Here is a 23,555-nt window from a genome sequence, read left to right on the forward strand (position 1 = left end):
GTACGGGGTGTTAGGGGAGCCTAACAGGTGCAAATGTGTGGTTGATGTCGTACCGACCGTACAAGATGTGATCACGACGAAACCATGTCGGAAAGCGAGAACGGACCGCGCCCGGTAGCGTTGAAAGACCGGGACTGGGAGGAGCAGCATCATGAGCCCCAACGAGAATTCGGATTCGGCGGCCTGGCGAGAGCTCGAGGCGGTACGCGCCGAGTCGGCTGCTCTTCGCAGGCAACTCGCCGATTCGCCGGATCGCGCACGCGAATTGGAAGCCAGGATCGATTCGCTGACCATCCGCAACGGCAAGTTGATGGACACGCTCAAAGAAGCGCGCCAACAGCTGATCGCGCTGCGTGAGGAAGTCGATCGGCTCGGCCAGCCGCCGAGCGGCTACGGCATCGTCATCCACACGTACGAGGATCAGACGGTCGACGTCTTCACCTCCGGTCGCAAGATGCGCCTCACCTGCTCGCCCAATATCGACGCTGACGCACTGGAATACGGCCTGACCGTGCGCCTCAACGAGGCACTCACCGTCGTAGAGGCCGGGAATTTCGACGTCGTCGGCGAAATCGGCACGCTGCGTGAGATTCTCGACGACGGCAGGCGCGCCCTGGTGGTCGGCCACGCCGACGAAGAGCGAGTGGTGTGGCTGTCGGGTCCGCTGTCCAAGATCGCCGAAAACGACGACATGGCAGACCCCGATCAGCCGATTCGCAAACTGCGGCCCGGTGATTCGCTGCTGGTCGACACCAAGGCGGGCTTCGCGTTCGAGCGGGTTCCCAAGGCCGAGGTCGAAGACCTTGTGCTGGAAGAGGTTCCCGATGTCGACTACACCGATATCGGTGGGCTCGGCCGTCAGATCGAGCAGATCCGCGACGCGGTGGAACTGCCGTTCCTGCACAAGGATCTGTTCCGCGAGTACGCGCTTCGCCCGCCCAAGGGTGTGCTGCTCTACGGTCCGCCCGGGTGCGGTAAGACCCTGATCGCCAAGGCGGTGGCCAACTCCCTCGCCAAGAAGATCGCCGAATCGCGTGGTCAGGATGCCAAGGAAGCCAAGTCGTTCTTCCTCAACATCAAGGGCCCCGAGCTGCTCAACAAGTTCGTCGGCGAGACCGAGCGCCACATTCGCATCATCTTCCAGCGGGCGCGGGAGAAGGCCTCCGAGGGCACCCCGGTGATCGTGTTCTTCGACGAGATGGACTCGATCTTCCGTACCCGTGGCTCCGGTGTCTCCTCCGATGTGGAGACCACCGTTGTGCCGCAGCTGCTTTCGGAGATCGACGGTGTGGAGGGGCTCGAGAACGTCATCGTGATCGGTGCGTCCAACCGCGAGGACATGATCGACCCCGCGATCCTGCGGCCCGGTCGTCTCGATGTGAAGATCAAGATCGAGCGCCCCGACGCGGAGTCGGCGCAGGACATCTTCTCGAAGTACCTCACCGAGACGCTGCCGCTGCACGAGAGCGATCTGCGCGAGTTCGACGGCGACAAGCAGGCGTGCGTCGAGGCGATGATCGAGAAGGTCGTCGAGCGGATGTACGCCGAGAGCGACGACAACCGGTTCCTGGAGGTCACCTACGCCAACGGTGACAAGGAAGTCCTGTACTTCAAGGACTTCAACTCCGGCGCGATGATCCAGAACATCGTCGACCGCGCGAAGAAGTACGCGATCAAGTCGGTGCTCGACACGGGTAACCCGGGTCTGCGGATCCAGCACCTGTTCGATTCGATCGTCGACGAGTTCGCCGAGAACGAGGACCTGCCCAACACCACCAATCCCGATGACTGGGCACGGATCTCGGGCAAGAAGGGCGAGCGGATCGTCTACATCCGCACGCTCGTCACGGGCAAGAACGCCTCGGCCAGCCGGGCGATCGACACCGAGTCCAACACGGGTCAGTACCTGTAGCACTCACCATCGAAGGCCGCGTTCCTGGGCGAACGCGGCCTTCGTGGTTCTGTTCAGATCTTTTTCACCGAAACGCTGCGCGGAATGAAGTGAATAGGGCACGCTTCACTTGTTCGTTTCACCTGATGAGGACTACCGAGGAGCGTTGTCATGGCCGGTTCCGCCGCTGAATTGCTGACCGAGATCATCCTGCAGACTGTTCAGAATCTGTTCAGTTCGATCAGCGCCGGCTGATCCACCCAGCCGTACGACGAGGGCCGCGTCTCCCGCACCGGGAGATGCGGCCCTCGGCCGTTGATCAGCCCTGTGCGGTGGTCACGGCGTTGAAGACCACATCGGCCACGGGGGTGCCGTCGGCGCCACCGCCCGCAACGCCCGCGTCGGCGACATTGTTGATCGCGTCAAGGCCCTCGGTGATCGTGCCGAAGGGCGTGTAGTTCGGGGGCAGCTGGGTGTCGCGGTAGACCAGGAAGAACTGGCTGCCGTTGGTGCCGGGGCCCGCGTTGGCCATCGCGACGGTGCCCGCCGGGTAGACCGCGCCCGCGAGATTCTCGTCGCTGAACTTGTAGCCGGGGCCGCCCATGCCGGTGGCGGTGGGGTCGCCGCACTGGAGCACGAAGATGCCCTGGGTGGTGAGCCGGTGGCAGCGGGTGTGGTCGAAGTAGCCCTCGCCGGCGAGGAAGGCGAACGAGTTCACCGTGCGCGGGGCCGCGGCGGCGTCGAGCGCGATCGTGACTGTGCCGCAGGTGGTTTCGAGGGTAGCGGTGTGGCTCGCGGCGGCGTCGATGGTGAGCGCGGGTTCGGTGGGCCACTGCTTGCCGTTGGGCTCACCCGCCGCAGCCGGTGCGCAGCCGGGGATCACGGCCTGATGCTGAGGGACGGTCTGCGCGGCGGGTGCCAGCGCCACGAGGGCGGCCGCGGCGATACCGACGCCGACGAGTGCGCGAATGAACGGTCGGTCCTGCGAAATGCTGGTCACCTTGGCGGGATCTCCTCGAAAACGGGTGCTACCGGACGATGTACCGCGCATCCTGCCAGCCGCACCGGCCCGCGTGGGGACAGACCACCAGATCCGGTCGGCTCGTCGTGTGATCGACACAGAGGGTGGTCATTCGGCCGGTCGCGCCTCGGGGCTGCGCGGGTGGCGGGGAACCGAGATCGGGTCCGCTAGCGCGTCCGCAGTCGCCACAGCGTGGTGGTCTCGGCCGACCGGGCCGCGGCGAGTGGATCGTCGCGGTCGGATGCGCGTGGGTGGCGTGGGCGGGTGGTGAGCTTGTCGAGGACACGCAGACCCGCGTCGTCCAGCAGTCGCGGGATAAGGTCGACGGAGCGAAGCCCGAGGAGTTCGGCCAGGTCGGACAGCACGAGCCAGCCTTCCCCGTGGGGGGTGAGGTGCGCGCGCAGGTCGCGGGCGAACTCGGTGAGCATCGACTGATCCTCGTCGTAGACACCGCGCTCCAGGTCCGAGGTGGGGACACCCGGCAGCCAGGGCGGATTGCACACGACGAGATCGGCGCGGCCCGGCGGGTACAGGGCGGGGCCGGTGACGGTGATCGTCGTCGCGTAGCCGAGGCGTTCGGCGTTGTCCTTCGCGCAGCGCAGGGCCCGCGGATTGATATCGGTGGCGACGACCTCCGGGACCCCGCGCTTGGCGAGCAGTGCGGCCAGCACGCCGGTGCCGGTGCCGAGATCGAAAGCGGTGCGGACCTCGGGATCGAGCGGTGCGTCGGCGACGAGATCCACGTATTCGCTTCGGGTGGGCGAGAATACGCCGTACCCGGGGTAGACGCGGGCGCCGAGCGCCGGTACTTCGACACCCTGTTGCTGCCAGCGGTAGGCGCTCAGGACGCCGAGCAGTTCGGTGAAGGTGACCACGCGTGATGCGGTCGCTGGACCATAGGCCGCCTCGCAGGCGGCCGCGACATCGGGCGCCCGGCGCAGGTCGAGGTCGAAGTCCGCGTCGAGCTGGATCAGCAGACTGCCGAGAATGCTTGCGCGCGTGCGTCTTCTGACCCGCTCGTGCTCGTAGAGCGCGCTGAGGTCGCCGACAGCCGCCTTTTTCGCCGGCTTGCGATCGGCGCGGCGGCCCAGAGCCTGCAACAGCTGGCGACCGTTGTTGTAGTCGCCCTGCCACAGCAGCGCCTCACCCGCCCTGATGCGGCGGTACGCGTGATCGGCCGAGAGCCGGTCGTCGGCGGTGGTGACGGTGCGCGGCACGGGAGCGCCGTTCTCCGAATGCCAGATGGCGGTGTGCTGAATGTGGTCTTCGGTCCAAGCGATGGTGGACACGCGCTGCTCCCGGTGATCGAAGATGCTGGTGACTCGAGTACGTCGACGCCGATGTCGGTCGGTCGCTACTGCGTCGGAATGCGACCGACTGTGATGCCGAGGGCCCTGTCGAGCGCCACCACTGTTGCCTTTCCGCGGGAGGGATTCCTCATTCTGCCGCATCGGCCCAGGCCGGCGTCATCTAGGGCACGCCTTCCAGGCGCTCTTTCATCGAGGAGGCGCGACGGCGGCAGATCATCGCGCAAGTCGTCACGCAGCTGTTCGTCTCGAGCTCCGCGAGGACGATGCCGGCCGCGGGACGACGGCGGCCACGAAAGTCTTGTGGCTACGGGTCAGGATCGGCGGATGCGCCGGTAGGTCGGGGTGGCGGTGGCCGCGGCGGCGAGTTCGGCTGCGAGCCAAGCGATGTCGGTGTCGCCGAGGGCGCCCAGCGTGAGACGCAGATGGTCGCCGGCGGGCCGCTCGCCCGCCTCGAACGGGCCGCCCGGCGCGGCCTTGATGCCCGCGGCGGCGAGGCTGATCGTGGCGGCGTTCTCGTCGGAGACGGGAAGCCAGAGGTTGATGCCGTCGCCCGCGGCCACGATGACATCGTGCCGGGCGAGCGCATGGCGCAGCACGGTAGCGCGCCTGCGGTATTCGATGCGCGCGCTCGCGACGGTGGCGCGGGCACCGGCATCGTGGAGCATCGTCAGCAGCACGCGCTGCAGTAGCCGGCTGGACCATCCCGGCCCGAGCATCCGGCGTTCGACGACCGGATCGAGCAGTGCCGCGGGCCCACCCGCGACGGCCAACCGCAGATCGGCACCGTGGGACTTGGAGTAGGAGCGGATGTAGACACCGCGAGCGGGGAAGTGCGCGGCGAGCGAGCGCAGCGGAGTGGTGGCGATGCCGGCGGAGTGGTCGTCCTCGATGATCAGTGCGGGGTGCGGGCGGAGTAGAGCGGCCAGCTCGCGGACCCTGGCGGCGCCGAGGGAGGCGCCGGTCGGGTTGTTGGCGCGCGGCTGCAGGATCACCGCGCGTGGCGCCGGTCCGTCGAAGGCGCGCGCGAATTCCGCTGGCCGGAAACCGGATTCGTCGAGGCGGACGGCCACCGGGCGCGCGCCGAGGCGGGCGAGCAGATCGAGAAACGGTGGGAAGCACGGGTCTTCGACGATCACCGGATCGCCGAAGCGCACGTGGGCGGCGAGCAGCCGGTCCACCGCGTCGAGGGCGCCGTCGAGGACGGTCAGCCGTTCGCACGGCCACGGCCAGTCGGCGCGCAACGTCTCGGCGAGTGCGGGCAGCACCGCTTCGCCCAGATAGTGGGCGGAGAGATCGCCCGGCGCGGTATCGCGCGAGAGCGCGTGCAATGCGGCAGCGAGATCGGGCAGTAGCGCCGGATCGGGGGTGCCACGGGACAGGTCGACGCGAAAAGCGTTGTCGGAGTGCGAGTGCAGGCGCTGATACCGGCCGATCGGCGCCTCCTGTTGCTCCCCGACGAAGGTGCCCGCCCGTCCGCGCGCGGTGATCGCGCCGGTCGCGGCCAGCGCCCGCCACGCCTGGCTGACGGTGGCGGGGGAGACCCGGAGTTCGCGGGCCACCTCGCGCACGGTGGGCAGCCGAGTGCCCGGCGCCAGTGCTCCCGAGCGGATGCGGCGGCCGATAGCGGCGGCGATGCCGGCGGCTGTTCGTTCGTCGAGGTCCCCGGCGAAGTCCGCGGGCAGTGCGGTCGGCGAGGCTTCGGTCATTGGCCCATTCTGCGCCGGTCGTGCGCGGCCGATCGGAGGGCGCCGCCAAGGTTTACGGCACCGAAACTGTTTCCGCACTCTTGTAACACAACGGAATCAGTTGTAGGTGCAGTATAACAAAGCATGGGAATCGTCAGAGCGGCGCTCGTCCAGGCCAGCTGGACCGGTGACAAAGAATCAATGATCAAAGTTCACGAGGACTACGCACGGGAGGCGGCGGCGCAGGGCGCGCAGGTGATCTGCTTCCAGGAGTTGTTCTACGGCCCGTATTTCTGCCAGCTACAGGACGCCAAGTTCTACGAGTACGCCGAATCGGTGCCGGGTCCGACGACCGAGCGATTCGCCGCACTGGCCGCCGAGCTGAACCTGGTGATCGTGGCGCCGGTGTACGAGCGCGAGATGGACGGCCTGCTCTACAACACGGCGGCGGTGATCGACGCCGATGGTTCCTACCTGGGTAAATACCGCAAACACCACATCCCGCAGGTGACCGGATTCTGGGAGAAGTTCTACTTCAGACCCGGCAATCTCGGTTGGCCGGTATTCGACACCGCGGTCGGCAAGGTGGGCGTCTATATCTGTTACGACCGGCATTTCCCGGAGGGCTGGCGCGCGCTCGGCCTCGCGGGCGCGGAAATCGTGTTCAATCCGTCGGCGACGTCGAGGGGGCTTTCCAGTTATCTGTGGAAACTCGAGCAGCCCGCCTCGGCGGTGGCCAACGAGTATTACGTCGGCGCGATCAACCGGGTCGGTATCGAGAGCGAATACGGCGACGACGACTTCTACGGTACGAGCTATTTCGTCGATCCCGAGGGGAAGTTCGTCGGCGAGGTCGCCTCCGATACCTCGCCGGAATTGGTTGTTCGTGATCTTGATATGGATCTGATCAAAACCGTGCGTGAGCGATGGGCCTTCTATCGCGACCGTCGCCCGGATGCCTACGGACCGTTGGTGACCCCCTGATGCGTACCTTCATCCACGGCGGGACGGTGGTGAGCGCCACCGGGTCCCAGCTCCTCGACGTGCTGATCGAGAACGAGACGATTGTCGCTGTCCTGCAACCGGGTTCGACCGCGCTCGGGGCCGATCTGGCCGCCGACGCCGATACCGTGATCGACGCGACCGGCAAGTACGTGATCCCCGGCGGCGTCGACGGGCACACGCACATGCAGCTGCCGTTCGGCGGTACCGAGGCCAGTGACACCTTCGAGACCGGAACAAGGGCCGCGGCCTGGGGCGGCACGACCACGATCGTCGACTTCGCCGTGCAGAAACCGGGCCAGCGGGTGCAGGACACCCTCGCCGAATGGCATGCCAAGGCGGCCGGGCTGTGCGCGATCGACTACGGGTTCCACCAGATCATCGGCGATGTCAACGACGAATCCCTCAAGGGGATGAGCGAACTCGTCAGCGAGGGTGTCACCAGCTTCAAACTGTTCATGGCCTATCCGGGTGTCTTCTACTCCGACGACGGCCAGATCCTGCGTGCCATGCAGTCCGCGGGCGACCTCGGCGCCCTGATGATGATGCACGCGGAGAACGGCATCGCCATCGACGTCCTCGTCGAACAGGCCATCGCGCGCGGCGACACCTCGCCCTATTTCCACGGCACCAGCCGCCCGTGGCAGATGGAAGCCGAGGCCACCCATCGCGCGATCATGTTGGCGCAGTTGACCGGTGCTCCGCTGTATGTGGTGCACGTCTCGGCCAAGCAGGCGATGGAACAGATCGTGACGGCACGCGACAACGGGCGCAACGTCTTCGCCGAAACATGTCCGCAGTACCTGTACCTCTCGCTCGAAGAGCAGTTGGGCGCACCGGGTTTCGAGGGTGCCAAGTGGGTCTGCTCGACGCCGCTGCGCTCGCGCGCCGAGGGCCATCAGGACGAGTTGTGGCGCTACATCCGCACCGGTGATGTCACCGCGGTGAGCACCGATCACTGCCCGTTCTGCATGAAGGACCAGAAAGAGCTCGGCGTGGGCGATTTCAGCAAGATCCCGAACGGGATCGGCGGTGTCGAGCACCGGATGGACCTGCTGTTCCAGGGCGTCAAGGACGGGCGGATCTCCCTCGAACGGTGGGTGGAGGTCTGCTGCACCAACCCGGCCCGGATGTTCGGCATGTACCCGCGCAAGGGCGTGATCAGTCCGGGTGCCGATGCCGATGTCGTGATCTACGACCCCAACGGGCACACCAGCATCGGCCTCGGCAAGACCCACCACATGAACATGGACCATTCCGCGTGGGAGGGCTTCGAGATCGACGGACATGTCGACACGGTCCTGTCCCGCGGCCGGGTGATCGTCGACGACGGCGCCTACCACGGTCGCGCCGGGCACGGCCGGTTCGTCCGCCGCGGCCTGTCACAGAACCTTCTGTAGCACCTATCGCCGAAACGGAGAGTGCCGATGGACATCGGTGTCGTCCTGCAGTGCACACCACCCGCGTCGCGGGTGATCGAACTGGCCAGAGTGGCCGAGACCCACGGGTTCTCGCATGTGTGGACCTTCGACTCGCACCTGCTCTGGCAGGAGCCCTACGTGATCTACAGCCAGATCCTGGCCGCCACCCGCAAGGTGATCGTGGGCCCCATGGTCACCAACCCGGCCACCCGGGACCAGACGGTGACCGCGTCCACCTTCGCCACGCTCAACGACATGTTCGGCAACCGCACGATCTGCGGCATCGGTCGCGGCGACTCGGCGATCCGCACCCTCGGCGGCAAGCCGACGACGCTGGCGACGCTGCGCGAATCGGTCGAGGTGATCAGGGAACTCGGCAACGGCCGCAGTGCCCGGATCGGCGACACCGAGGTGCGCTTTCCGTGGGCCGCCGACTCGCGGCTCGAGGTGTGGGTGGCCGGGTACGGGCCGAAGGCGCTCGAATTGACCGGGCAGGTCGCCGACGGGTTCATCCTGCAACTCGCCGACCCCGACATCACCGCCTGGACCATCGCCAAGGTGCGTGCGGCGGCCGAGGCGGCGGGCCGTGATCCGCTCTCGGTGAAGATCTGTGTCGCCGCGCCCGCCTACGTGACCGACGGATCGGCAGCCGCGTTGGCGCACGCTCGCGACCAATGCCGCTGGTTCGGCGGCATGGTCGGCAACCACGTCGCCGACCTCGTTGCGAAATACGGTGCGGGCGGCGATGTTCCGGCGGCGTTGACCGACTACATCGCGGGCAGGCAGGGCTACGACTACAACCAGCACGGGCGAGCGGGCAATACGCACGCCGACTTCGTGCCCGACGAGATCGTCGACCGGTTCTGCCTGATCGGCACCCCCGACCAGCAGCTCGCCCGGTTGTGGGAGCTCGAGCAGCTCGGCGTCGGCCAATTCGCGGTGTATCTGCAGCACGACGCCAAGACCGCCACGCTCGAGGCCTATGGCGAGCAGATTCTGCCGCGGCTGAATCAGCAGGTCACCGCGACGCGAGCGGCTGGTCTGTCATGACCGCCGAGCTCGCGCTGGTAGGGGCTTCGAACACCGGCGCGCACAGTATCGCCGCGACGCTCGCCGGGCAACGGCGAGTGGACCGCAGGGTGGGAGTGCGTCGGTGACTACGGCAACCATCGATCCGGCGACAGCTGTTGTCCCGCAGAAGATCCGAGCCTCCACACCCGGTCGGACGCGGTTGCTGCGCGCGGTCTACGCGGTGAGTGCGTTCGTGCTCGTGGCGGTGATCTGGGAGCTGGTGAAGGTGCTGGTGCCCGCCGACGGCGTGAGCATCGCGGGCACCCGAATACTTCCCCGCACGAGCGACGGCGCGCTCCCCCATGTCTGGGCAGTGTTTACCGTGCTCGGCGATGCGGACGGCAAGGGCACCGTCGGTGAAACACTGCTGCGCACCGGGGTGTTCACCTTGGGTCTGTCGTTGCTCGCGCTGCTACTCGGCGCCGTGGTCGGTGTGGCACTGGCGGTCGCGATGCAGCGGTTCGGCTGGCTCGAACGCGGGCTGCTGCCGTATGTGGTGCTCTCGCAGACAGTTCCGCTGATCGCGCTCGCCCCGCTGGTGGCGGCATGGGGCGGCAAACTGTCCATCGGCGGTGAGCCGTGGCGGCCGTGGATGAGCATCGTCGTGATCGCGGCCTATCTCGCCTTCTTTCCCATCGCCATCGGGATGCTGCGCGGATTGCAGACTCCGTCGGCGGCCTCGGTCGAGTTGATGCGTAGCTGCTCGGCCGGATGGTGGGCGACGTTGACGCGCTTGCGGTTTCCCGCCGCGGTTCCCTCGCTGATTCCCGCGCTGCGGCTGGCCGCCGCGGCTGCGGTGATCGGTGCGGTCGTCGCCGAGATCTCCACCGGCACGGCGGGCGGGATCGGGCGACAGATCATCGTGTTCTCCCAGCAGGCCACCGGCGATTCGGCCCGGCTGTACGCCGCTGTCCTCGCCGCCGCGCTGCTCGGCGTCGTCCTCACCGCGCTGGTCGGTCTGGTGGAGCTGGCACTGCGCCGCTACAGCCACCCGCCCGGCACCGGCACATCGAGCGAGGGCTGATGAGCGCCGTCGAAACACTCTCCACGACAACGTTTCAGGAAGAAGTACCCATGACCACCTCAGTCACCGAACCCGGCAGTCCGGTGTCGTCGGCCTCGGCAGCGGTAGAGCTGAGCCACGTAGGCAAGACGTTCGCCGCCGGTGCGGTGACAGCGCTGTCGGATGTCTCGCTCACGGTCGACGCGGGCGAATTCGTCTCGCTCATCGGACCGTCGGGCTGTGGCAAGTCCACCCTGCTGCGGATCGTCGCCGACCTCGAGACGCCGAGCAGCGGCACTGCCCGCGTGCACGGCAAGCCCGCGCGTCAGGCGCGGGTCGACCAGGACTACGGCATCGCGTTCCAGCAAGCCGGACTGCTCGAATGGCGCACTGTCGCGGCCAATGTCGAACTGCCCCTGGAGTTGCACAAGGTGCCCAAGGCGCAGCGCAAGGCACGCAGTGCCGAACTGCTCGCCATGGCGGGGCTCAGCGAGTTCGCCGACCGCTATCCGGCCGAACTGTCCGGCGGCATGCAGCAACGCGTCGCGATCGCCCGTGCCCTGGCCCGTAAACCGTCGCTGCTGCTGATGGACGAACCGTTCGGTGCGCTCGACGAGATGACCAGAGAACGCATGCAGGGCGAATTGCTGCGCATCGCGGGGGAGACCGGCGCCGCCGTCGTATTCGTCACCCACTCGATTCCCGAGGCGGTGTACCTGTCGGACCGGGTGGTGGTGCTGTCCGCACGACCCGGCCGGATCAGCGACATCGTGGCGACCGGTGGTTGGGATCGCGAGGCGGGCACCGATGTTCGGGCTTCCGCGGAGTTCTTCGCCGCCGTCGCCGCGGTGCGCGCGGCGCTACGGGGCGGGCACGACGACACCGCCGTGGCCGGCCGGGATCTGCGATGAAAACGTGGCTGCCGCCGGTGCTGGTCGGTGTCGTGGTCCTCGCGCTGTGGCAGGTGCTCACCGTGGTGGCGGGCGTGCCCTCGTTCCTGCTGCCTGCACCCAGCGCGATCGCCACCCAGTTCGGCGAGAACGCGGGCCGGATCCTGGATGCCTCCCTCGCCACGGGCACGAACGCGCTGATCGGGTTCGTCGCGGGGACGGTGCTCGGCGTGGTCGCCGCCGTGCTCGCGGTGCGGTTCGCGCTGATCGACGGGTTGCTCACCCCGTTGGCCGCGGCCGCCGCCGCGGTGCCGATCGTGGCGCTGGCACCGCTGCTGAACTCGATGTACTCGACGACCACCGAGACGCCGCGACGGCTCGTCGTCACCATCGTCGTGTTCTTCCCGGTCTTCGTCAGCACCGCACGGGGGTTGCGTCAGGTGCCCAAGGTGCAGGCCGACCTGATGACCTCCTACGCCGCGTCGGGCTGGCAGATCACCCGCACCGTGCGCCTGCCCGCCGCGCTGCCGCACCTGTTCACGGGTTTGCGGATCGCCGCGCCCGGCGCGGTGATCGCGGCCATCATCGCCGAATACTTCGGCGGCCTGCAGAACGGACTCGGTAGCCGGATCACCTCCGCCGCGGCCAATACCGCCTATCCGCGGGCCTGGGCCTATGTCGTCGGCGCGATGTGCGTCGGACTCGTTTTCCTGGCCGCCGTCCTGCTGCTCGAACAACTCACCCGCCGACCCCGAACCCCGCTGCTGTCCACGATCCGATGAGGGAGATCCATCCATGAGCAAGACCGCACTCCGGCTGCGCACCGCGGTGGCGCTGGCCGCCGTAGCCGCCGCCGCGCTGACCGGCTGTAGTACCACCGACAGTGACTCCGAGACCACCGCCGACGGCCTCACCAAGGTGACCTTGCAGCTGCAATGGTTCAAGCAGGGGCAGTTCGCGGGCTACCTGGCCGCCGTGGACTAGGGGTTCTACAAGGAACAGGGCCTGTCGGTCGAAATCCTCGACGGTGGCACCGACATCGTCCCGCAGACCGTGCTCGCCCAGGGCCAGGCCGACTACGCGGTCGCGTGGGTGCCCAAGGCCCTCGCCTCGCGCGAGGCAGGCGCCGGGATCACCGAGATCGCGCAGATCTTCCAGAGATCGGGCACCAAGCAGGTGTCGTTCAAGGCCGACAATATCGCCGGGCCCGCCGCGCTCCGCGGCAAGACCGTCGGAAACTGGGGCTACGGCAACGAATTCGAGCTCTTCGCCGGGATGACGAAGGCCGGTATCGACCCGGCCAAGGACGTGAAACTGGTCCAGCAGCAGTTCGACATGAACGCCTTCCTCGCCAAGGACATCGCCGCCGCCCAGGCCATGTCCTACAACGAGTACGCCCAGCTGCTCGAAACGAAGAACCCGGCGACCGGAAAGCTCTACACCGCAGACGATTTCAGCACCATCGACTGGAACGACGAAGGTGTGGCCATGCTGCAGGACGCCCTGTGGGCCAACACCGAGAAGCTGAAGGACAGCAAGTACCAGGATCAGACGGTGAAGTTCCTGACCGCCTCGCTCAAAGGCTGGGCCTTCTGCCGTGACAATCTCGACAAGTGCCGCGACATCACCGTCGCCGCAGGCGCCACCCTCGGTGCGGGACACCAGCAGTGGCAGATCAACGAGGTGAACAAGCTGATCTGGCCCTCACCCGCCGGCATCGGCACCATCGACAAGACGGCGTGGGATCGCACGGTGTCGATCGCCAAGAACACCAAGAACGCCGAGGGCGCGACGGTTCTCACCAAGGACCCCGACGCCGACGCCTACACCACCGAGTACGTCACCAAGGCTCTCGACCAGTTGAAAGCCGCGGGCGTCGACGTCACGGGTGCGAGCTACCAGCCCGCGCAGGTCACCCCGACCGAGGGCGGTAAGTAACAGCTCACACACGACGGTCCATCGGGATGCCGATGGGCCGTCGCCGTGTGCTCAGCGCGGGGTCAGCCCGATGACGACGCCGCCCTGCTGCCAGGTCTGGTAGATATCGGCCTTGGACGGTTCGCCGTCGGCGAGGTAACCGATGCCGTTGAATTTCGCGTTCTGCTTGTTGTCCCGTGCGATCACCGCGAACAGCTCGATGACGTCCTGCTCGTCGGTGTACACCGTGGCGGTGAACGTTTCGGGCGCGCTGCCACGCGACACCCGCACCTGCGCGCCGCCCTGCAGATTCTTCACCCAAGGGCGCAGCGCGGTGCCGATCAGCAAGGCGCCGTCGTGCACGGTGTAGGCCACCGGGACGTCGTAGACCACGCCGGATTTGCGGCCGACGACGTGCAGGGTGGCGAGATGTTTGCCGACGATGCCGGACAGGAACGGCACCTTCAGCAGGCTGCGGATGAGGGTATTGACCTTGGCCTGATAGGAGCGGATCGGTTCCGGCCCGGTGGTGGTCGGTGTGCCGTAAGGATTCTCGGGGGATGCGGTGTCGCTCATGGTTCAAGTATCGCCACGTGCGCTGGTGCCCGCACGGCACGTGACTACGCTGCCGATATGACATCTGGGCAGACCGAGATCTGGCACAACCCGCGCTGCACGAAGAGCCGCAACGCCACCGCGCACCTCGACGAGACCGGCGTGGAGTACACCGTGCGCCGTTACCTCGACGATCCGCCGACGGTCGAGGAGTTGCGGGCGGTGCTGGCGCGTCTCGGTGCCGAGCCGTGGGACATCACCCGCACAAGCGAGCAGATCGCCAAGGATCTCGGGATGGCCGGGTGGGGTCGTGCCGAGACGGATCGGGAGCAGTGGCTGGCCGCGCTGGCACAGCATCCGAAGCTGATCCAGCGGCCGATCGTGCTCACCGCCGACGGTGGCGCGGTGGTGGCCCGCGACGAGGAATCGCTGCGCAGCCTGGACTGATCGCGGCGGTTGCTCGACGCTGAGTCAGGGTCGGCGGCCGTCGGCTCCGGTGAGCAGGCCGTCCAGGACGACCCGGGTGTCGGGAACGAAGGGCCACGCCGGATCACGCAGGTGCGCACGCAGTTCGGCATCGGTCCACCACCAGCCGTCCGCGATCTCGGACGGCTGGTGGACGATCGGACCGTCGCAGCGGTACTCGTAACCGAACAGGTGGCAGCGCAATGCGCGGCCGTCCCAGGCGCCGTCCCAGGATGCGGTGGCGCGCAACGGAAGTACCGTGCCCGCGGGGACAACGATGCCGAGTTCCTCGCGGAGTTCGCGGATCGCGGTGTCGGACGGGTCCTCGCCCGCGTCGACCACGCCGCCCGCCAGGCAGTCGTGCATGCCGGCGAAGACGAGTTTGCTGTCGGTGCGCCGATGGACGTACACCCGATTGCCATCGGCCGACCGCACCAGCACACCCGCGCTGGCATGCCACAGTCCCTCGCGATAGACGGTGCCTCGATCGGCCTCGCCGATCACCAGCCCCGCGGCATCGTAGACGGCGAGCAGTTCGGCCTCCGGATTCGCTGACACCGCCCGAGGGTAACCGCCGGTGGCGCTGACGGGCGCGCGCCAACCGGCCGCGAGCGTGGGGGCGCAGCACCGGCCCCCACCGACCTGGTCCGGCCCCGCACCCCGGCGCCGATTCACCGTTTCCGGCGCTGTGGCTTCACCCCCGGTCGCGGTGCGGAGGCTCGGGCCGCCGTGGTGACCAGCGCCTTCTGCACGGATTCCTCGGCGGCGAGGGTGCGGTGGATCAGGTATTGCTGCCCGCACGTCCACAGGGCATTGGTGGCGAAATAGGTGAGCACGACGACCGGCAGGATGGCACCGCCGATGAGCGCACCCGCCGGGAACACCCACAGTGACAGGTTGCGCATGATCGTGGCCGTGCTGTTGTCCCCGACCGCCGGGGTGAGCCGGGCCGTGAAGTGCGTGGCGAGGGCGGCGATCAGCACCAGCGGGATGGCGAGGACGGCGACCGCGACGAAAACCTCGCCCGCGCCGCTGAGGGTCGCCGAGAGTGGTGCGCCGAACAGCCGGGCATCGAGGAACGCGCGGACCTCGGGCGCGCCGAACAGGTAGTTCGCGGTGGCGCTGTTGACCTCGACCGGCAGCGGGGTGTCCGTCGCAGTGAACGGGCCGACCGCGTAGGTGCCGGTTCGGTCGAACGAGCGCAGCACATGGAACAGACCGAGGAAGACGAGTCCCTGGGCGATCAGCGGGACGAATCCGGCGAACATGCTGACGTTGTGCTCGCGATGGAGCAGCCGGATCTGCTCGGCCTGGGCGCGCGGGTCGTCGCGGTGGGTGCGGCGAATGGTGTCCATCTGCGGTTGCAGTGAACGCAGGACTTTCTGGGACCGGGCTTGTCGAAGTGCGGTGCGCACGAGTAGCGCGCGGACGGTGACGACCAGCGCGACTACGGCGAGTAGCCACGCGAGACCGCTGGCGGGGCCCAGTGGAATCGCGAAGAGTTGGTGCCAGCACCACAGGACCGCGGACACGGGAAAATAGACGAAATCGAGCATGACGGGACGACCTGTCCGTGCAGCGTGCGCGAACGCACGAAAGGGGGAGTGGGATCACGAATTCCGACAGGCGGCGCCGACGGCGCGGCACCTGTCAGTGGTGATCGATCCCCGGAGCTCGTGGACGTGGACGACCGGCGGCATCCGGATTGCTCTGTCGCAGAAAGGAACCGCGCAATCGGCGCTGTGCCGACCGCGGTGGACCCGCACACGCGACTCGAACCGGCGGCTGACTGCGGCCGGTGACCGCGACCAGCGCGCACACCATCGCGGCGGCGACGGCACCGAACGCGAGCATGCGCGTGGTCTCACCGCCGGGCGTGGAGATGAGCACGAAGGCGGGCAGCACGCACGCGAGAACCGCGTACGCCATCACCATCGCCCGTGCCTGCATGCCACCGAGCATACCGGCGCAGGGAGGTGGCGGTGCGTGCATGCCGAGTTCGGTGAGCATTAGGTGTTACAGCGTGTATCACGCAAATTAGTGGAACGCTGTGTAACAGTCAATATCGACACGGGTATCGTGAGCACTGTGACTGCACCATCCGCGCACGCCGATCAGACCGCCGCCGACGGTCGCGCCACCCGCTGGCACGGCCATAAAGAGCGCCGCCGTGCGGAGATGATCGACGCCGCCATCGAGGTGATCGAGGAACACGGTCTCGAGATCTCGGTGCAGTTGATCGCCGAGCATCTGGCACTGCCGCGCCCGGTGGTCTACCGCCATGTCGGTGGCCGGGCCGAACTCGACGCGCTGTCGCGGCAGCGGATCCTGGAACTGCTGCTCGCGGAGTTGCTGCCCGCCCTGGAGTCCGACGGCACCCTCAAAGACGCCGTGCGCGGCGCCATCGCCACCTACCTCGGCTGGATCGAACGCCACCCGAACCTGCACCGCTTCCTCGGTGACGCGACACCACAGGGCGCGCCGAGTCTCAGCGGCGCGGGCCGCGCGGTGGGTGGACAGCTCGCCGACATCTTCGCGGCCACCCTGGCCCGGTTCGGTATCGACCCGGCGCGCGGGCGGCCGATGGCGTTCGGCCTGGTCGGTCTCGTCGACGGTGTGGTGGCGAATTGGCGTGCGGATCCGGAGCCGGTGCTCACCACCGAGCAGGTGCAGGGCATTCTGACCGAGTCGGTGCTGTCGCTGTTCGAGGGCAATGCCCGCAGTCTCGGCGTTCCACTGCAACGGGATTCGCTGGTCGCCGACCTGCTCATCGCGCCGGACGCGGCACCGCCGCCCGCTGAGCGACTGCGCTGACTCACCCGGCGAGTGCGCGATAGGTTCGATTCCACAGCCACTCCACCGGTCCGCGCTCGAACCTGCGCAACCACAGGTGGGCGAAGGTGATGATGGCGGCGGCGACGAGCAGGTAGATCGCCACGGTGAACGGCACCCTCGCCGAATCCGATACGCGCGCCGCGAGCCCGAAACCCCATCCGTAGCACAGCATTCCGGCGATCAGGTTCTGCAGGATATAGCAGCTGAGGGCGGTGCGGCCGACTTCGCTCAGTCGCTCGCCCGCGAACCCGATCTGCGGCCTGCGCAGGTAGAACTCGGCGACCGCCGCCAAGATTCCGAGGGCGACGAACGGTGCCGTCCCATACCGCGTGAAGAGGATGAAGTCGCCGCCGCCCGCGATGCCGACCGCCAGATCCAGCGGCGCGGCCACCGCGAACCCGACCACCATGAGCCACCGGCGAATTCGTGCGCCCTCGGGTCCGAAGACGCCCGCTCGGAACAGTCGCGCGCCGACCAGGAACAGGGCGATCGACATCGGGAACAGGAAGATCGTCTCCAGCCGGAAGATCAGCGCGTGGTCGAGCCGGAACAGCACCAGATCCCAGAAGGAGCCGTCGGCGTAGGGATTCGGGTCGAGCGGTGCCGAGTCGGCGCTGTCCTGCTGTGGTGCGAAAGCCAACGCGGCCGCGATCAACGTCAACATCGTCACGTGCACCGAGGCGGCGATGGTCAGCCAACGTCGTTGTGCCCGTTCGCTTGTCGCGAGAACGTACGCGACGACGAGGCCGGTCAGCGCGTAACCCATCAGGACGTCGAACTCCGCGACGAGTAGAAAGTTCAGTAGGCCGTCCAGCAGCAGTAGTCCCGCGCGGTAGGGGTATTTGCCGGGCCATGGCCGACCTCCCCGCTGCGCCGAACCCTGCTGGATGGCCAGCCCGATCCCGAACATCACCGTCAGCAGTCCGAGGAATTTGCCCTGCGCGAGCTGCTGGAGTACCCGTTCGGACCACATCCAGGCGTTCTCCGGTGTCGCACCGAGCTCGTCGAGGTAGCCGATCATGCCCGCCGAACTGGTGAAGATCCAGATATTGGTACCGAGGGTGCCCAGGATCGCGATGCCGCGCAGCACATCCAGCGCGATCATGCGAGCGGGCCGGGGCGCGGCGGGCGCTTCGGTGGCGGGGGCGACGGCGTCGGTCATGCACCGAGTATCGGCGCGACTACCTGCCCAGTGGATCGCTCGCGAGGACCATTTCGTGGTCCCCCGCTTGGGGGACGTCGCGGACCTCCAGCAGCCCCGCTGGGCCGAGATGCGGGTGCGGGTCGGGCGCGTCGCCTAGGCTCGTCAGCATGCAGCGCATCATCGGAATCGAGGTCGAATACGGCATCTCGACCCCCACGGAGCCGACGGCCAACCCGATCCTCACCTCCACGCAGGCCGTTCTCGCCTACGCCGCCGCCGCGGGAGTGCCGCGAGCCAAGCGGACCCGGTGGGACTACGAGGTGGAATCCCCGCTGCGTGACGCGCGTGGATTCGACCTGAGCCGGATGAGCGGGCCCGCGCCGGTCATCGACGCCGACGAGGTCGGCGCGGCGAACATGATCCTCACCAACGGCGCCCGGCTCTACGTCGACCACGCTCACCCGGAGTACTCCGCACCCGAGGTCGTCGACCCGCTCGACGCGGTCATCTGGGACAAAGCGGGCGAGCGGGTGATGGAGGCGGCCGCCCGGCATGCCTCGAGCGTGCCAGGAGCGCCCCGGCTGCAGCTGTACAAGAACAATGTCGACGGCAAGGGCGCATCCTACGGCACCCACGAGAACTACCTGATGAGCCGTGACACCCCGTTCAGCCACATCATCGCGGGCCTGACGCCGTTCTTCGTCTCCCGCCAGGTGATCTGCGGTGCAGGCCGGGTCGGCATCGGCCAGTCCGGTGACCACGCCGGTTTCCAGCTGTCCCAGCGTGCCGACTACATCGAGGTCGAGGTCGGCCTGGAGACCACGCTCAAGCGCGGCATCATCAACACCCGCGACGAGCCGCACGCCGACGCCGACAAATACCGGCGACTACACGTGATCATCGGCGACGCCAATCTCGCCGAGATGTCGACCTATCTCAAGGTCGGCACCACGGCGCTGGTGCTCGACATGATCGAAGGGGGCGAGGACCTCTCGGAGTTCCAGCTGGCCCGCCCGGTCACCGCCGTGCACCAGATCAGCCACGACCCGACGCTGCGCGCCACCGTCGCCCTTGTCGACGGCCGCGAGCTGACCGGCCTTGCGCTGCAACGGCTCTACCACGAGCGGGCGGCCAAGTTCGTCCACCGTGAAGGCAACGACGACCCGCGCGTGCTCGACATCCTCGACAACTGGGCGATGGTCCTCGACCTGCTCGAGCGCGACCCGATGGAAGCCGCGCACCTGCTCGACTGGCCTGCCAAACTGCGCCTGCTCGAGGGCATGCGCACCCGGGAAGGCCTGGGCTGGGCCGCGCCGAAACTGCACCTGATGGACCTGCAGTACTCCGATGTGCGCCTGGACAAGGGGCTCTACAACCGACTGGTCGCGCGCGGGTCGATGAAGCGGCTCGTCAGCGAACAGCAGGTGCTCGACGCGATGACCAATCCGCCCACCGACACCCGCGCCTACTTCCGCGGTGAGTGCCTGCGCCGTTTCGGCGCCGATATCGCCGCCGCCAGTTGGGATTCGGTGATCTTCGATCTCGGTGGTGATTCGCTGGTGCGGATTCCGACGCTGGAACCGCGCCGGGGGACGAAAGCGCACGTCGGCAGGCTGCTCGATGCCTCGCGCACGGCCGCGGAACTGGTCGAACAGCTTACCCACTGACGCGATTCGCGGCACGACCGCGCGACAATCCGATCGCTATCGACCACCTTGTCGGATCGGCTCGGTAGGGTTGTAGGACATACACGATCATCGTGATGAGGAAGAGGAGGTCGGCTGCCATGGCACAAGAGCAGACCAAGCGCGCCGGGGGTGGCGACGAGGACGAGGGCCCCGAGGGCGTCGACGCGGCAGGGCAGGAACGCCGCGAGAAGCTCGCGGAGGAAACCGACGACTTGCTCGATGAGATCGATGACGTGCTCGAAGAGAACGCCGAGGACTTCGTGCGGGCATATGTGCAGAAGGGCGGCCAGTGACCCCAGGTGACCCCTTGCGCCTCCACGCGGGGCGGGCTCTCTCCTCGTTCACCGAACATCTCCGCATGCACGCACCGGACCTGTTGCCGGGCAACAGGTTCGGCGCGGCGGATCTGACCATGTCGGCCGACTTCGCGCCGCACGGCACCACGATCGTCGCGGTCAACTACCGCGGCGGTGTCCTGCTCGCCGGCGATCGCCGGGCCACCCAGGGCAACCTGGTGGCCTCGCGGGACATGGAGAAGGTCTACGTCACCGACACCTTCTCCGCGGCGGGTATCGCGGGCACGGCTGGTCTGGCCGTGGAGATGGTGCGATTGTTCGCGGTGGAGCTGGAGTACTACGAGAAGATCGAAGGGGTGTCGCTGACCTTCGACGGCAAGGCCAACAAGCTGTCGAAGATGGTGCGTGACAATCTGCCCGCCGCCATGCAGGGGCTGGCTGTCGTTCCGCTGCTGGTCGGCTTCGACGATCAGGTCGCCGACCAGGACCGGGCGGGCCGGATCGTGTCGTTCGACGTCGTCGGTTCGCGCAGCGAGGAACGATTCGGCTACACCGCGGTCGGCTCCGGCTCGATGTTCGCCAAGTCCTCGCTCAAGAAGACCTATCGACCAGGTCTCGACCACGAGCAGGCGCTGCGGATCGCGGTGGAATCGCTGGTCGACGCCGCCGACGACGACACCGCCACCGGCGGGCCCGACGCGCTGCGTGGGATCTACCCGACGGTCGTGCTCATCGACGCCGACGGTGCGGTCGAGGTCGCCGAGGACCGGCTCAGCGCCGTCACCACGGCGATCGCGGCCGATCGAGAGGCCGCACAGAACGGGGGTGCCGACGCATGACGCTGCCTTATTACGCCTCGGCCGAGCAGATCATGCGCGACAAGACCGAGCTCGCCCGCAAGGGCATCGGTCGTGGTCGCAGTGTGATCGTGCTGGTCTACGACAAGGGCGTGCTGTTCGTCGCGGAGAACCCGTCCGCGACGCTGCACAAGATCAGCGAGCTCTACGACCGCATCGGGTTCGCCGCGGTCGGTAAGTACAACGAGTTCGAGGCCCTGCGCCGCGGCGGCATCCTGCAGGCCGACCTCAAGGGTTACCAGTACGACCGGCGCGATGTCACCGGCCGTGGGCTGGCCAACCTGTACGCGCAGAGCCTGGGTTCGATCTTCACCGATCAGCTCAAGCCCTACGAAGTGGAGCTGTGCGTCGCCGAAGTCGGCTATCCGGAACAGGCGCCGACCTCGGTGCTGTACCGGATCACCTTCGACGGGTCCATCGTCGACGAACGCGAGTACGTCGTCATGGGCGGCACCACCGAGCCGATCCTGACCCAGCTCAAGGCCGCTTACAAGCCCGGTTTGTCGCTGGACGACGCGCTGAAGGTGGCGATCGGCGCGCTGCTGGCCGGTCAGCCCGAGGCCGACAAGGACAAGCGCTCGCTCGGTGAGGCCTCACTCGAGGTGGCCACGCTCGAGCAGCAGCGGCCGCGCCGGGCGTTCCGCAGGCTGCAGGGCCCCGCTCTGGAGTCGGCGCTCGCCGCGTCGAAGCCCAAAGCGGCGAAAGCGGTGAAAGAGGCGAAGCTGCCAGAACCCGACGGCGACGCGGGGAAATAACCCCACCGTCACGATCATGATCGGGCCTGCGAATCACACCGGTTCGCAGGCCTGATCTCGTCGTGTGCGCGCCGGTCGTTCGCTGTCCGAATCGTTGTGAACACGTATGCGAATGGGATGTCAGGAGCGCCGCGCGGGCACAGGTCATGGCTGTAGTGTCGATAGTGTGCAGCGACGAATCATGGGGATCGAGACCGAGTTCGGTGTGACATGCACCTTCCACGGTCACCGTCGGCTGTCCCCCGACGAGGTAGCCCGGTACTTGTTCCGCCGGGTGGTGTCCTGGGGCCGTAGCTCCAATGTCTTCCTTCGCAACGGTGCCAGGTTGTACCTCGACGTCGGATCGCATCCCGAGTACGCCACCGCCGAATGCGACAGCCTGGTGCAGTTGGTCACCCACGACCGGGCAGGCGAGCGGGTACTGGAAGACCTGCTCATAGACGCCGAACAGCGCCTCGCCGAAGAAGGCATCGGCGGCGACATCTACCTGTTCAAGAACAACACCGACTCCGCAGGCAACTCCTACGGCTGCCACGAGAACTTCCTCGTGGTCCGGGCGGGCGAGTTCTCCCGGATCTCCGATGTGCTGCTCCCGTTCCTGGTCACCCGCCAGCTCATCTGCGGCGCGGGCAAGGTGCTGCAGACGCCGAAGGCCGCCACGTTCTGCCTGTCGCAGCGCGCCGAGCACATCTGGGAGGGCGTCTCCTCGGCGACCACCCGCTCGCGCCCGATCATCAATACCCGCGACGAACCGCACGCCGACGCCGAGAAGTACCGGCGCCTGCACGTGATCGTCGGCGACTCCAATATGGCCGAGCCGACCACCATGCTCAAGGTGGGTACCGCGTCGCTGGTGCTGGAGATGATCGAGGCGGGGGTGTCGTTCCGCGATTTCGCTCTCGACAACCCGATACGGGCCATTCGCGAGGTCAGCCACGATCTCACCGGTCGTCGCCCCGTGCGCCTGGCCGGCGGACGTCAGGCCAGCGCACTGGAGATCCAGCGCGAGTACTACGCCCGCGCGGTCGAGCACCTGCGCAACCGCGACCGCGATCCGCAGGTCGACGCGGTGGTGGATCTGTGGGGTCGCACCCTCGACGCGGTCGAGGCGCAGGACTTCGCCAAGGTCGACACCGAGATCGACTGGGTGATCAAGCGCAAGCTGTTCCAGCGCTACCAGGACCGCTACAGCATGGAGATGTCGGATCCCAAGATCGCCCAGCTGGATCTGGCCTACCACGACATCAAGCGTGGTCGCGGTGTCTTCGACCTGCTCCAGCGCAAGGGTCTGGCCAAGCGGATCACCGAGGACGACGCCGTCGATGCCGCGGTGGACACCCCGCCGCAGACCACCCGGGCCAAGCTGCGCGGCGACTTCATCACCGCCGCGCAGGAAGCGGGCCGCGATTTCACCGTCGACTGGGTACACCTCAAGCTGAACGATCAGGCGCAGCGCACGGTGCTGTGCAAGGATCCGTTCCGATCGGTCGACGAACGCGTCGACCGGCTGATCGCCTCGATGTAGGCGAACCCCTCAGACGGGGGGACCGACGACGGAACCGGTGGCGCATGGGAGCGATTGCGTAGGCGCCACCGGTTCTGTCGTATTGGCGCGCTGGCGCGCGCGTGTCTGCGGCCCCAAGGGGCCGCCGATCAGGGCTCGAGACTAACGCCTTCGGCGTAGCGCTTTCGAGCCCTGATCGGCGACCCGGCCGCGGAACCGCCACATAGTGGCCCCCGCACCCCAGA

24 protein-coding genes and 1 pseudogene are annotated in these 23,555 nt (G+C 67.4%); 16 read left to right on the forward strand and 9 right to left on the reverse strand.

Annotated features, from left to right (window positions below; translation table 11 throughout):
• The first annotated feature begins 151 nt into the window (after positions 1-151).
• Entirely contained in the window at positions 152-1,912 is a 1,761-nt protein-coding gene (gene arc, locus ACFXKN_RS20375; RefSeq protein ID WP_378965821.1) for a proteasome ATPase, read from the forward strand.
• Positions 1,913-2,210: 298 nt separating this feature from the next.
• Here the strand turns inward: arc and ACFXKN_RS20380 are convergent, their stop codons facing one another.
• From ACFXKN_RS20380 to ACFXKN_RS20390, 3 genes are all read right to left on the reverse strand, one after another.
• The gene (locus tag ACFXKN_RS20380; RefSeq protein ID WP_379433599.1) at positions 2,211-2,891 is read right to left on the reverse strand and encodes a peptidylprolyl isomerase; all 681 of its coding nucleotides are present in this window, start codon (positions 2,889-2,891) and stop codon (positions 2,211-2,213) included.
• Between the two features lie 188 nt (positions 2,892-3,079).
• The gene (locus tag ACFXKN_RS20385; RefSeq protein ID WP_379433600.1) at positions 3,080-4,201 is read right to left on the reverse strand and encodes a methyltransferase; all 1,122 of its coding nucleotides are present in this window, start codon (positions 4,199-4,201) and stop codon (positions 3,080-3,082) included.
• A gap of 332 nt (positions 4,202-4,533) precedes the next feature.
• Complete coding sequence (locus ACFXKN_RS20390; protein WP_378965807.1) at positions 4,534-5,928, reverse strand: PLP-dependent aminotransferase family protein; 1,395 nt, start codon at positions 5,926-5,928, stop codon at positions 4,534-4,536.
• 123 nt (positions 5,929-6,051) lie between these two features.
• On the opposite strand from ACFXKN_RS20390, the gene ACFXKN_RS20395 reads away from it, so the two are divergent.
• The 8 genes and pseudogenes from ACFXKN_RS20395 to ACFXKN_RS20430 form a co-directional block, all read left to right on the forward strand.
• Positions 6,052-6,891, forward strand: coding sequence for a nitrilase-related carbon-nitrogen hydrolase (locus tag ACFXKN_RS20395; protein WP_379433601.1), 840 nt, complete (start codon positions 6,052-6,054; stop codon positions 6,889-6,891).
• Positions 6,891-8,309: a dihydropyrimidinase gene (hydA, locus tag ACFXKN_RS20400; RefSeq protein WP_379433602.1), complete on the forward strand. Its 1,419-nt coding sequence runs from the start codon at positions 6,891-6,893 to the stop codon at positions 8,307-8,309. The genes ACFXKN_RS20395 and hydA overlap by 1 nt, the downstream gene beginning before the upstream one ends.
• A gap of 27 nt (positions 8,310-8,336) precedes the next feature.
• The gene (locus tag ACFXKN_RS20405; RefSeq protein ID WP_379433603.1) at positions 8,337-9,380 is read left to right on the forward strand and encodes a TIGR03842 family LLM class F420-dependent oxidoreductase; all 1,044 of its coding nucleotides are present in this window, start codon (positions 8,337-8,339) and stop codon (positions 9,378-9,380) included.
• Between the two features lie 103 nt (positions 9,381-9,483).
• Entirely contained in the window at positions 9,484-10,425 is a 942-nt protein-coding gene (locus ACFXKN_RS20410) for an ABC transporter permease (protein WP_379433604.1), read from the forward strand.
• A 50-nt stretch (positions 10,426-10,475) separates the two neighbouring features.
• On the forward strand, positions 10,476-11,315 hold the full coding sequence (locus ACFXKN_RS20415) for an ABC transporter ATP-binding protein (RefSeq protein ID WP_379433605.1): 840 nt from the start codon (positions 10,476-10,478) through the stop codon (positions 11,313-11,315).
• Complete coding sequence (locus tag ACFXKN_RS20420; protein WP_378965783.1) at positions 11,312-12,076, forward strand: ABC transporter permease; 765 nt, start codon at positions 11,312-11,314, stop codon at positions 12,074-12,076. The genes ACFXKN_RS20415 and ACFXKN_RS20420 overlap by 4 nt, the downstream gene beginning before the upstream one ends.
• A gap of 13 nt (positions 12,077-12,089) precedes the next feature.
• On the forward strand, positions 12,090-12,278 hold the full coding sequence (locus ACFXKN_RS20425) for a hypothetical protein (RefSeq protein ID WP_379433606.1): 189 nt from the start codon (positions 12,090-12,092) through the stop codon (positions 12,276-12,278).
• A gap of 12 nt (positions 12,279-12,290) precedes the next feature.
• Positions 12,291-13,232 (forward strand): annotated as a pseudogene (locus ACFXKN_RS20430) (ABC transporter substrate-binding protein); the annotation flags it as partial.
• A 51-nt stretch (positions 13,233-13,283) separates the two neighbouring features.
• Here the strand turns inward: ACFXKN_RS20430 and ACFXKN_RS20435 are convergent.
• Positions 13,284-13,787 (reverse strand): nitroreductase/quinone reductase family protein, encoded by a 504-nt coding sequence (locus tag ACFXKN_RS20435; RefSeq protein WP_378965776.1) that lies wholly within the window; start codon positions 13,785-13,787, stop codon positions 13,284-13,286.
• 57 nt (positions 13,788-13,844) lie between these two features.
• Here ACFXKN_RS20435 and ACFXKN_RS20440 point away from each other — a divergent pair, with 57 nt between their 5' ends.
• The gene (locus tag ACFXKN_RS20440) at positions 13,845-14,213 is read left to right on the forward strand and encodes an arsenate reductase family protein (protein WP_379433607.1); all 369 of its coding nucleotides are present in this window, start codon (positions 13,845-13,847) and stop codon (positions 14,211-14,213) included.
• A gap of 24 nt (positions 14,214-14,237) precedes the next feature.
• Here the strand turns inward: ACFXKN_RS20440 and ACFXKN_RS20445 are convergent, their stop codons facing one another.
• The 3 genes from ACFXKN_RS20445 to ACFXKN_RS20455 form a co-directional block, all read right to left on the reverse strand.
• Positions 14,238-14,789 carry an NUDIX domain-containing protein gene (locus ACFXKN_RS20445; RefSeq protein ID WP_379433608.1) on the reverse strand — a complete coding sequence of 184 codons (552 nt, stop codon included), beginning with the start codon at positions 14,787-14,789 and terminating at the stop codon, positions 14,238-14,240.
• Between the two features lie 113 nt (positions 14,790-14,902).
• A complete protein-coding gene (gene yidC / locus ACFXKN_RS20450) occupies positions 14,903-15,787 on the reverse strand; it encodes a membrane protein insertase YidC (RefSeq protein ID WP_379433609.1) in 885 nt (294 codons plus the stop codon).
• A 94-nt stretch (positions 15,788-15,881) separates the two neighbouring features.
• On the reverse strand, positions 15,882-16,181 hold the full coding sequence (locus ACFXKN_RS20455) for a DUF6412 domain-containing protein (protein ID WP_378965754.1): 300 nt from the start codon (positions 16,179-16,181) through the stop codon (positions 15,882-15,884).
• A gap of 138 nt (positions 16,182-16,319) precedes the next feature.
• On the opposite strand from ACFXKN_RS20455, the gene ACFXKN_RS20460 reads away from it, so the two are divergent.
• The gene (locus ACFXKN_RS20460) at positions 16,320-17,045 is read left to right on the forward strand and encodes a TetR/AcrR family transcriptional regulator (protein WP_378965751.1); all 726 of its coding nucleotides are present in this window, start codon (positions 16,320-16,322) and stop codon (positions 17,043-17,045) included.
• A 1-nt stretch (position 17,046) separates the two neighbouring features.
• Here ACFXKN_RS20460 and ACFXKN_RS20465 read toward each other — a convergent pair whose 3' ends face one another.
• Both ACFXKN_RS20465 and ACFXKN_RS20470 read right to left on the reverse strand, forming a co-directional pair.
• A complete protein-coding gene (locus ACFXKN_RS20465; RefSeq protein WP_379433610.1) occupies positions 17,047-18,228 on the reverse strand; it encodes a DUF418 domain-containing protein in 1,182 nt (393 codons plus the stop codon).
• Positions 18,229-18,247: 19 nt separating this feature from the next.
• Positions 18,248-18,379: a hypothetical protein gene (locus ACFXKN_RS20470; RefSeq protein WP_379433611.1), complete on the reverse strand. Its 132-nt coding sequence runs from the start codon at positions 18,377-18,379 to the stop codon at positions 18,248-18,250.
• On the opposite strand from ACFXKN_RS20470, the gene dop reads away from it, so the two are divergent.
• From dop to pafA, 5 genes are all read left to right on the forward strand, one after another.
• A complete protein-coding gene (gene dop / locus ACFXKN_RS20475; protein WP_378965741.1) occupies positions 18,378-19,877 on the forward strand; it encodes a depupylase/deamidase Dop in 1,500 nt (499 codons plus the stop codon). The two genes, ACFXKN_RS20470 and dop, sit on opposite strands and share 2 nt — an antisense overlap.
• Positions 19,878-19,996: 119 nt before the next feature.
• Positions 19,997-20,191, forward strand: a complete 195-nt coding sequence (locus ACFXKN_RS20480; protein WP_019047503.1) for a ubiquitin-like protein Pup — start codon at positions 19,997-19,999, stop codon at positions 20,189-20,191.
• Positions 20,188-21,033, forward strand: coding sequence for a proteasome subunit beta (prcB, locus tag ACFXKN_RS20485; protein ID WP_379433612.1), 846 nt, complete (start codon positions 20,188-20,190; stop codon positions 21,031-21,033). The genes ACFXKN_RS20480 and prcB overlap by 4 nt, the downstream gene beginning before the upstream one ends.
• A complete protein-coding gene (prcA, locus tag ACFXKN_RS20490) occupies positions 21,030-21,806 on the forward strand; it encodes a proteasome subunit alpha (protein WP_379433613.1) in 777 nt (258 codons plus the stop codon). The genes prcB and prcA overlap by 4 nt, the downstream gene beginning before the upstream one ends.
• Before the next feature lie 166 nt (positions 21,807-21,972).
• Positions 21,973-23,331, forward strand: a complete 1,359-nt coding sequence (gene pafA / locus ACFXKN_RS20495; protein ID WP_194824832.1) for a Pup--protein ligase — start codon at positions 21,973-21,975, stop codon at positions 23,329-23,331.
• Positions 23,332-23,555: the final 224 nt, after the last annotated feature.

The sequence above is a fragment of the Nocardia sp. NPDC059195 genome (assembly GCF_042754695.1).
In the GTDB taxonomy this organism is placed as follows: domain Bacteria; phylum Actinomycetota; class Actinomycetes; order Mycobacteriales; family Mycobacteriaceae; genus Nocardia.

Coding starts and splice junctions, on each gene's coding strand:
- arc (WP_378965821.1), top strand. CDS start 152: ATGAGCCCCAACGAGAATTCGGATTCGGCGGCCTGGCGAGAGCTCGAG.
- ACFXKN_RS20390 (WP_378965807.1), bottom strand. CDS start 5,928: ATGACCGAAGCCTCGCCGACCGCACTGCCCGCGGACTTCGCCGGGGAC.
- ACFXKN_RS20395 (WP_379433601.1), top strand. CDS start 6,052: ATGGGAATCGTCAGAGCGGCGCTCGTCCAGGCCAGCTGGACCGGTGAC.
- hydA (WP_379433602.1), top strand. CDS start 6,891: ATGCGTACCTTCATCCACGGCGGGACGGTGGTGAGCGCCACCGGGTCC.
- ACFXKN_RS20405 (WP_379433603.1), top strand. CDS start 8,337: ATGGACATCGGTGTCGTCCTGCAGTGCACACCACCCGCGTCGCGGGTG.
- ACFXKN_RS20415 (WP_379433605.1), top strand. CDS start 10,476: ATGACCACCTCAGTCACCGAACCCGGCAGTCCGGTGTCGTCGGCCTCG.
- ACFXKN_RS20420 (WP_378965783.1), top strand. CDS start 11,312: ATGAAAACGTGGCTGCCGCCGGTGCTGGTCGGTGTCGTGGTCCTCGCG.
- ACFXKN_RS20425 (WP_379433606.1), top strand. CDS start 12,090: ATGAGCAAGACCGCACTCCGGCTGCGCACCGCGGTGGCGCTGGCCGCC.
- ACFXKN_RS20435 (WP_378965776.1), bottom strand. CDS start 13,787: ATGAGCGACACCGCATCCCCCGAGAATCCTTACGGCACACCGACCACC.
- ACFXKN_RS20440 (WP_379433607.1), top strand. CDS start 13,845: ATGACATCTGGGCAGACCGAGATCTGGCACAACCCGCGCTGCACGAAG.
- yidC (WP_379433609.1), bottom strand. CDS start 15,787: ATGCTCGATTTCGTCTATTTTCCCGTGTCCGCGGTCCTGTGGTGCTGG.
- ACFXKN_RS20455 (WP_378965754.1), bottom strand. CDS start 16,181: ATGCAGGCACGGGCGATGGTGATGGCGTACGCGGTTCTCGCGTGCGTG.
- ACFXKN_RS20465 (WP_379433610.1), bottom strand. CDS start 18,228: ATGACCGACGCCGTCGCCCCCGCCACCGAAGCGCCCGCCGCGCCCCGG.
- dop (WP_378965741.1), top strand. CDS start 18,378: ATGCAGCGCATCATCGGAATCGAGGTCGAATACGGCATCTCGACCCCC.
- ACFXKN_RS20470 (WP_379433611.1), bottom strand. CDS start 18,379: ATGCTGACGAGCCTAGGCGACGCGCCCGACCCGCACCCGCATCTCGGC.
- ACFXKN_RS20480 (WP_019047503.1), top strand. CDS start 19,997: ATGGCACAAGAGCAGACCAAGCGCGCCGGGGGTGGCGACGAGGACGAG.
- prcA (WP_379433613.1), top strand. CDS start 21,030: ATGACGCTGCCTTATTACGCCTCGGCCGAGCAGATCATGCGCGACAAG.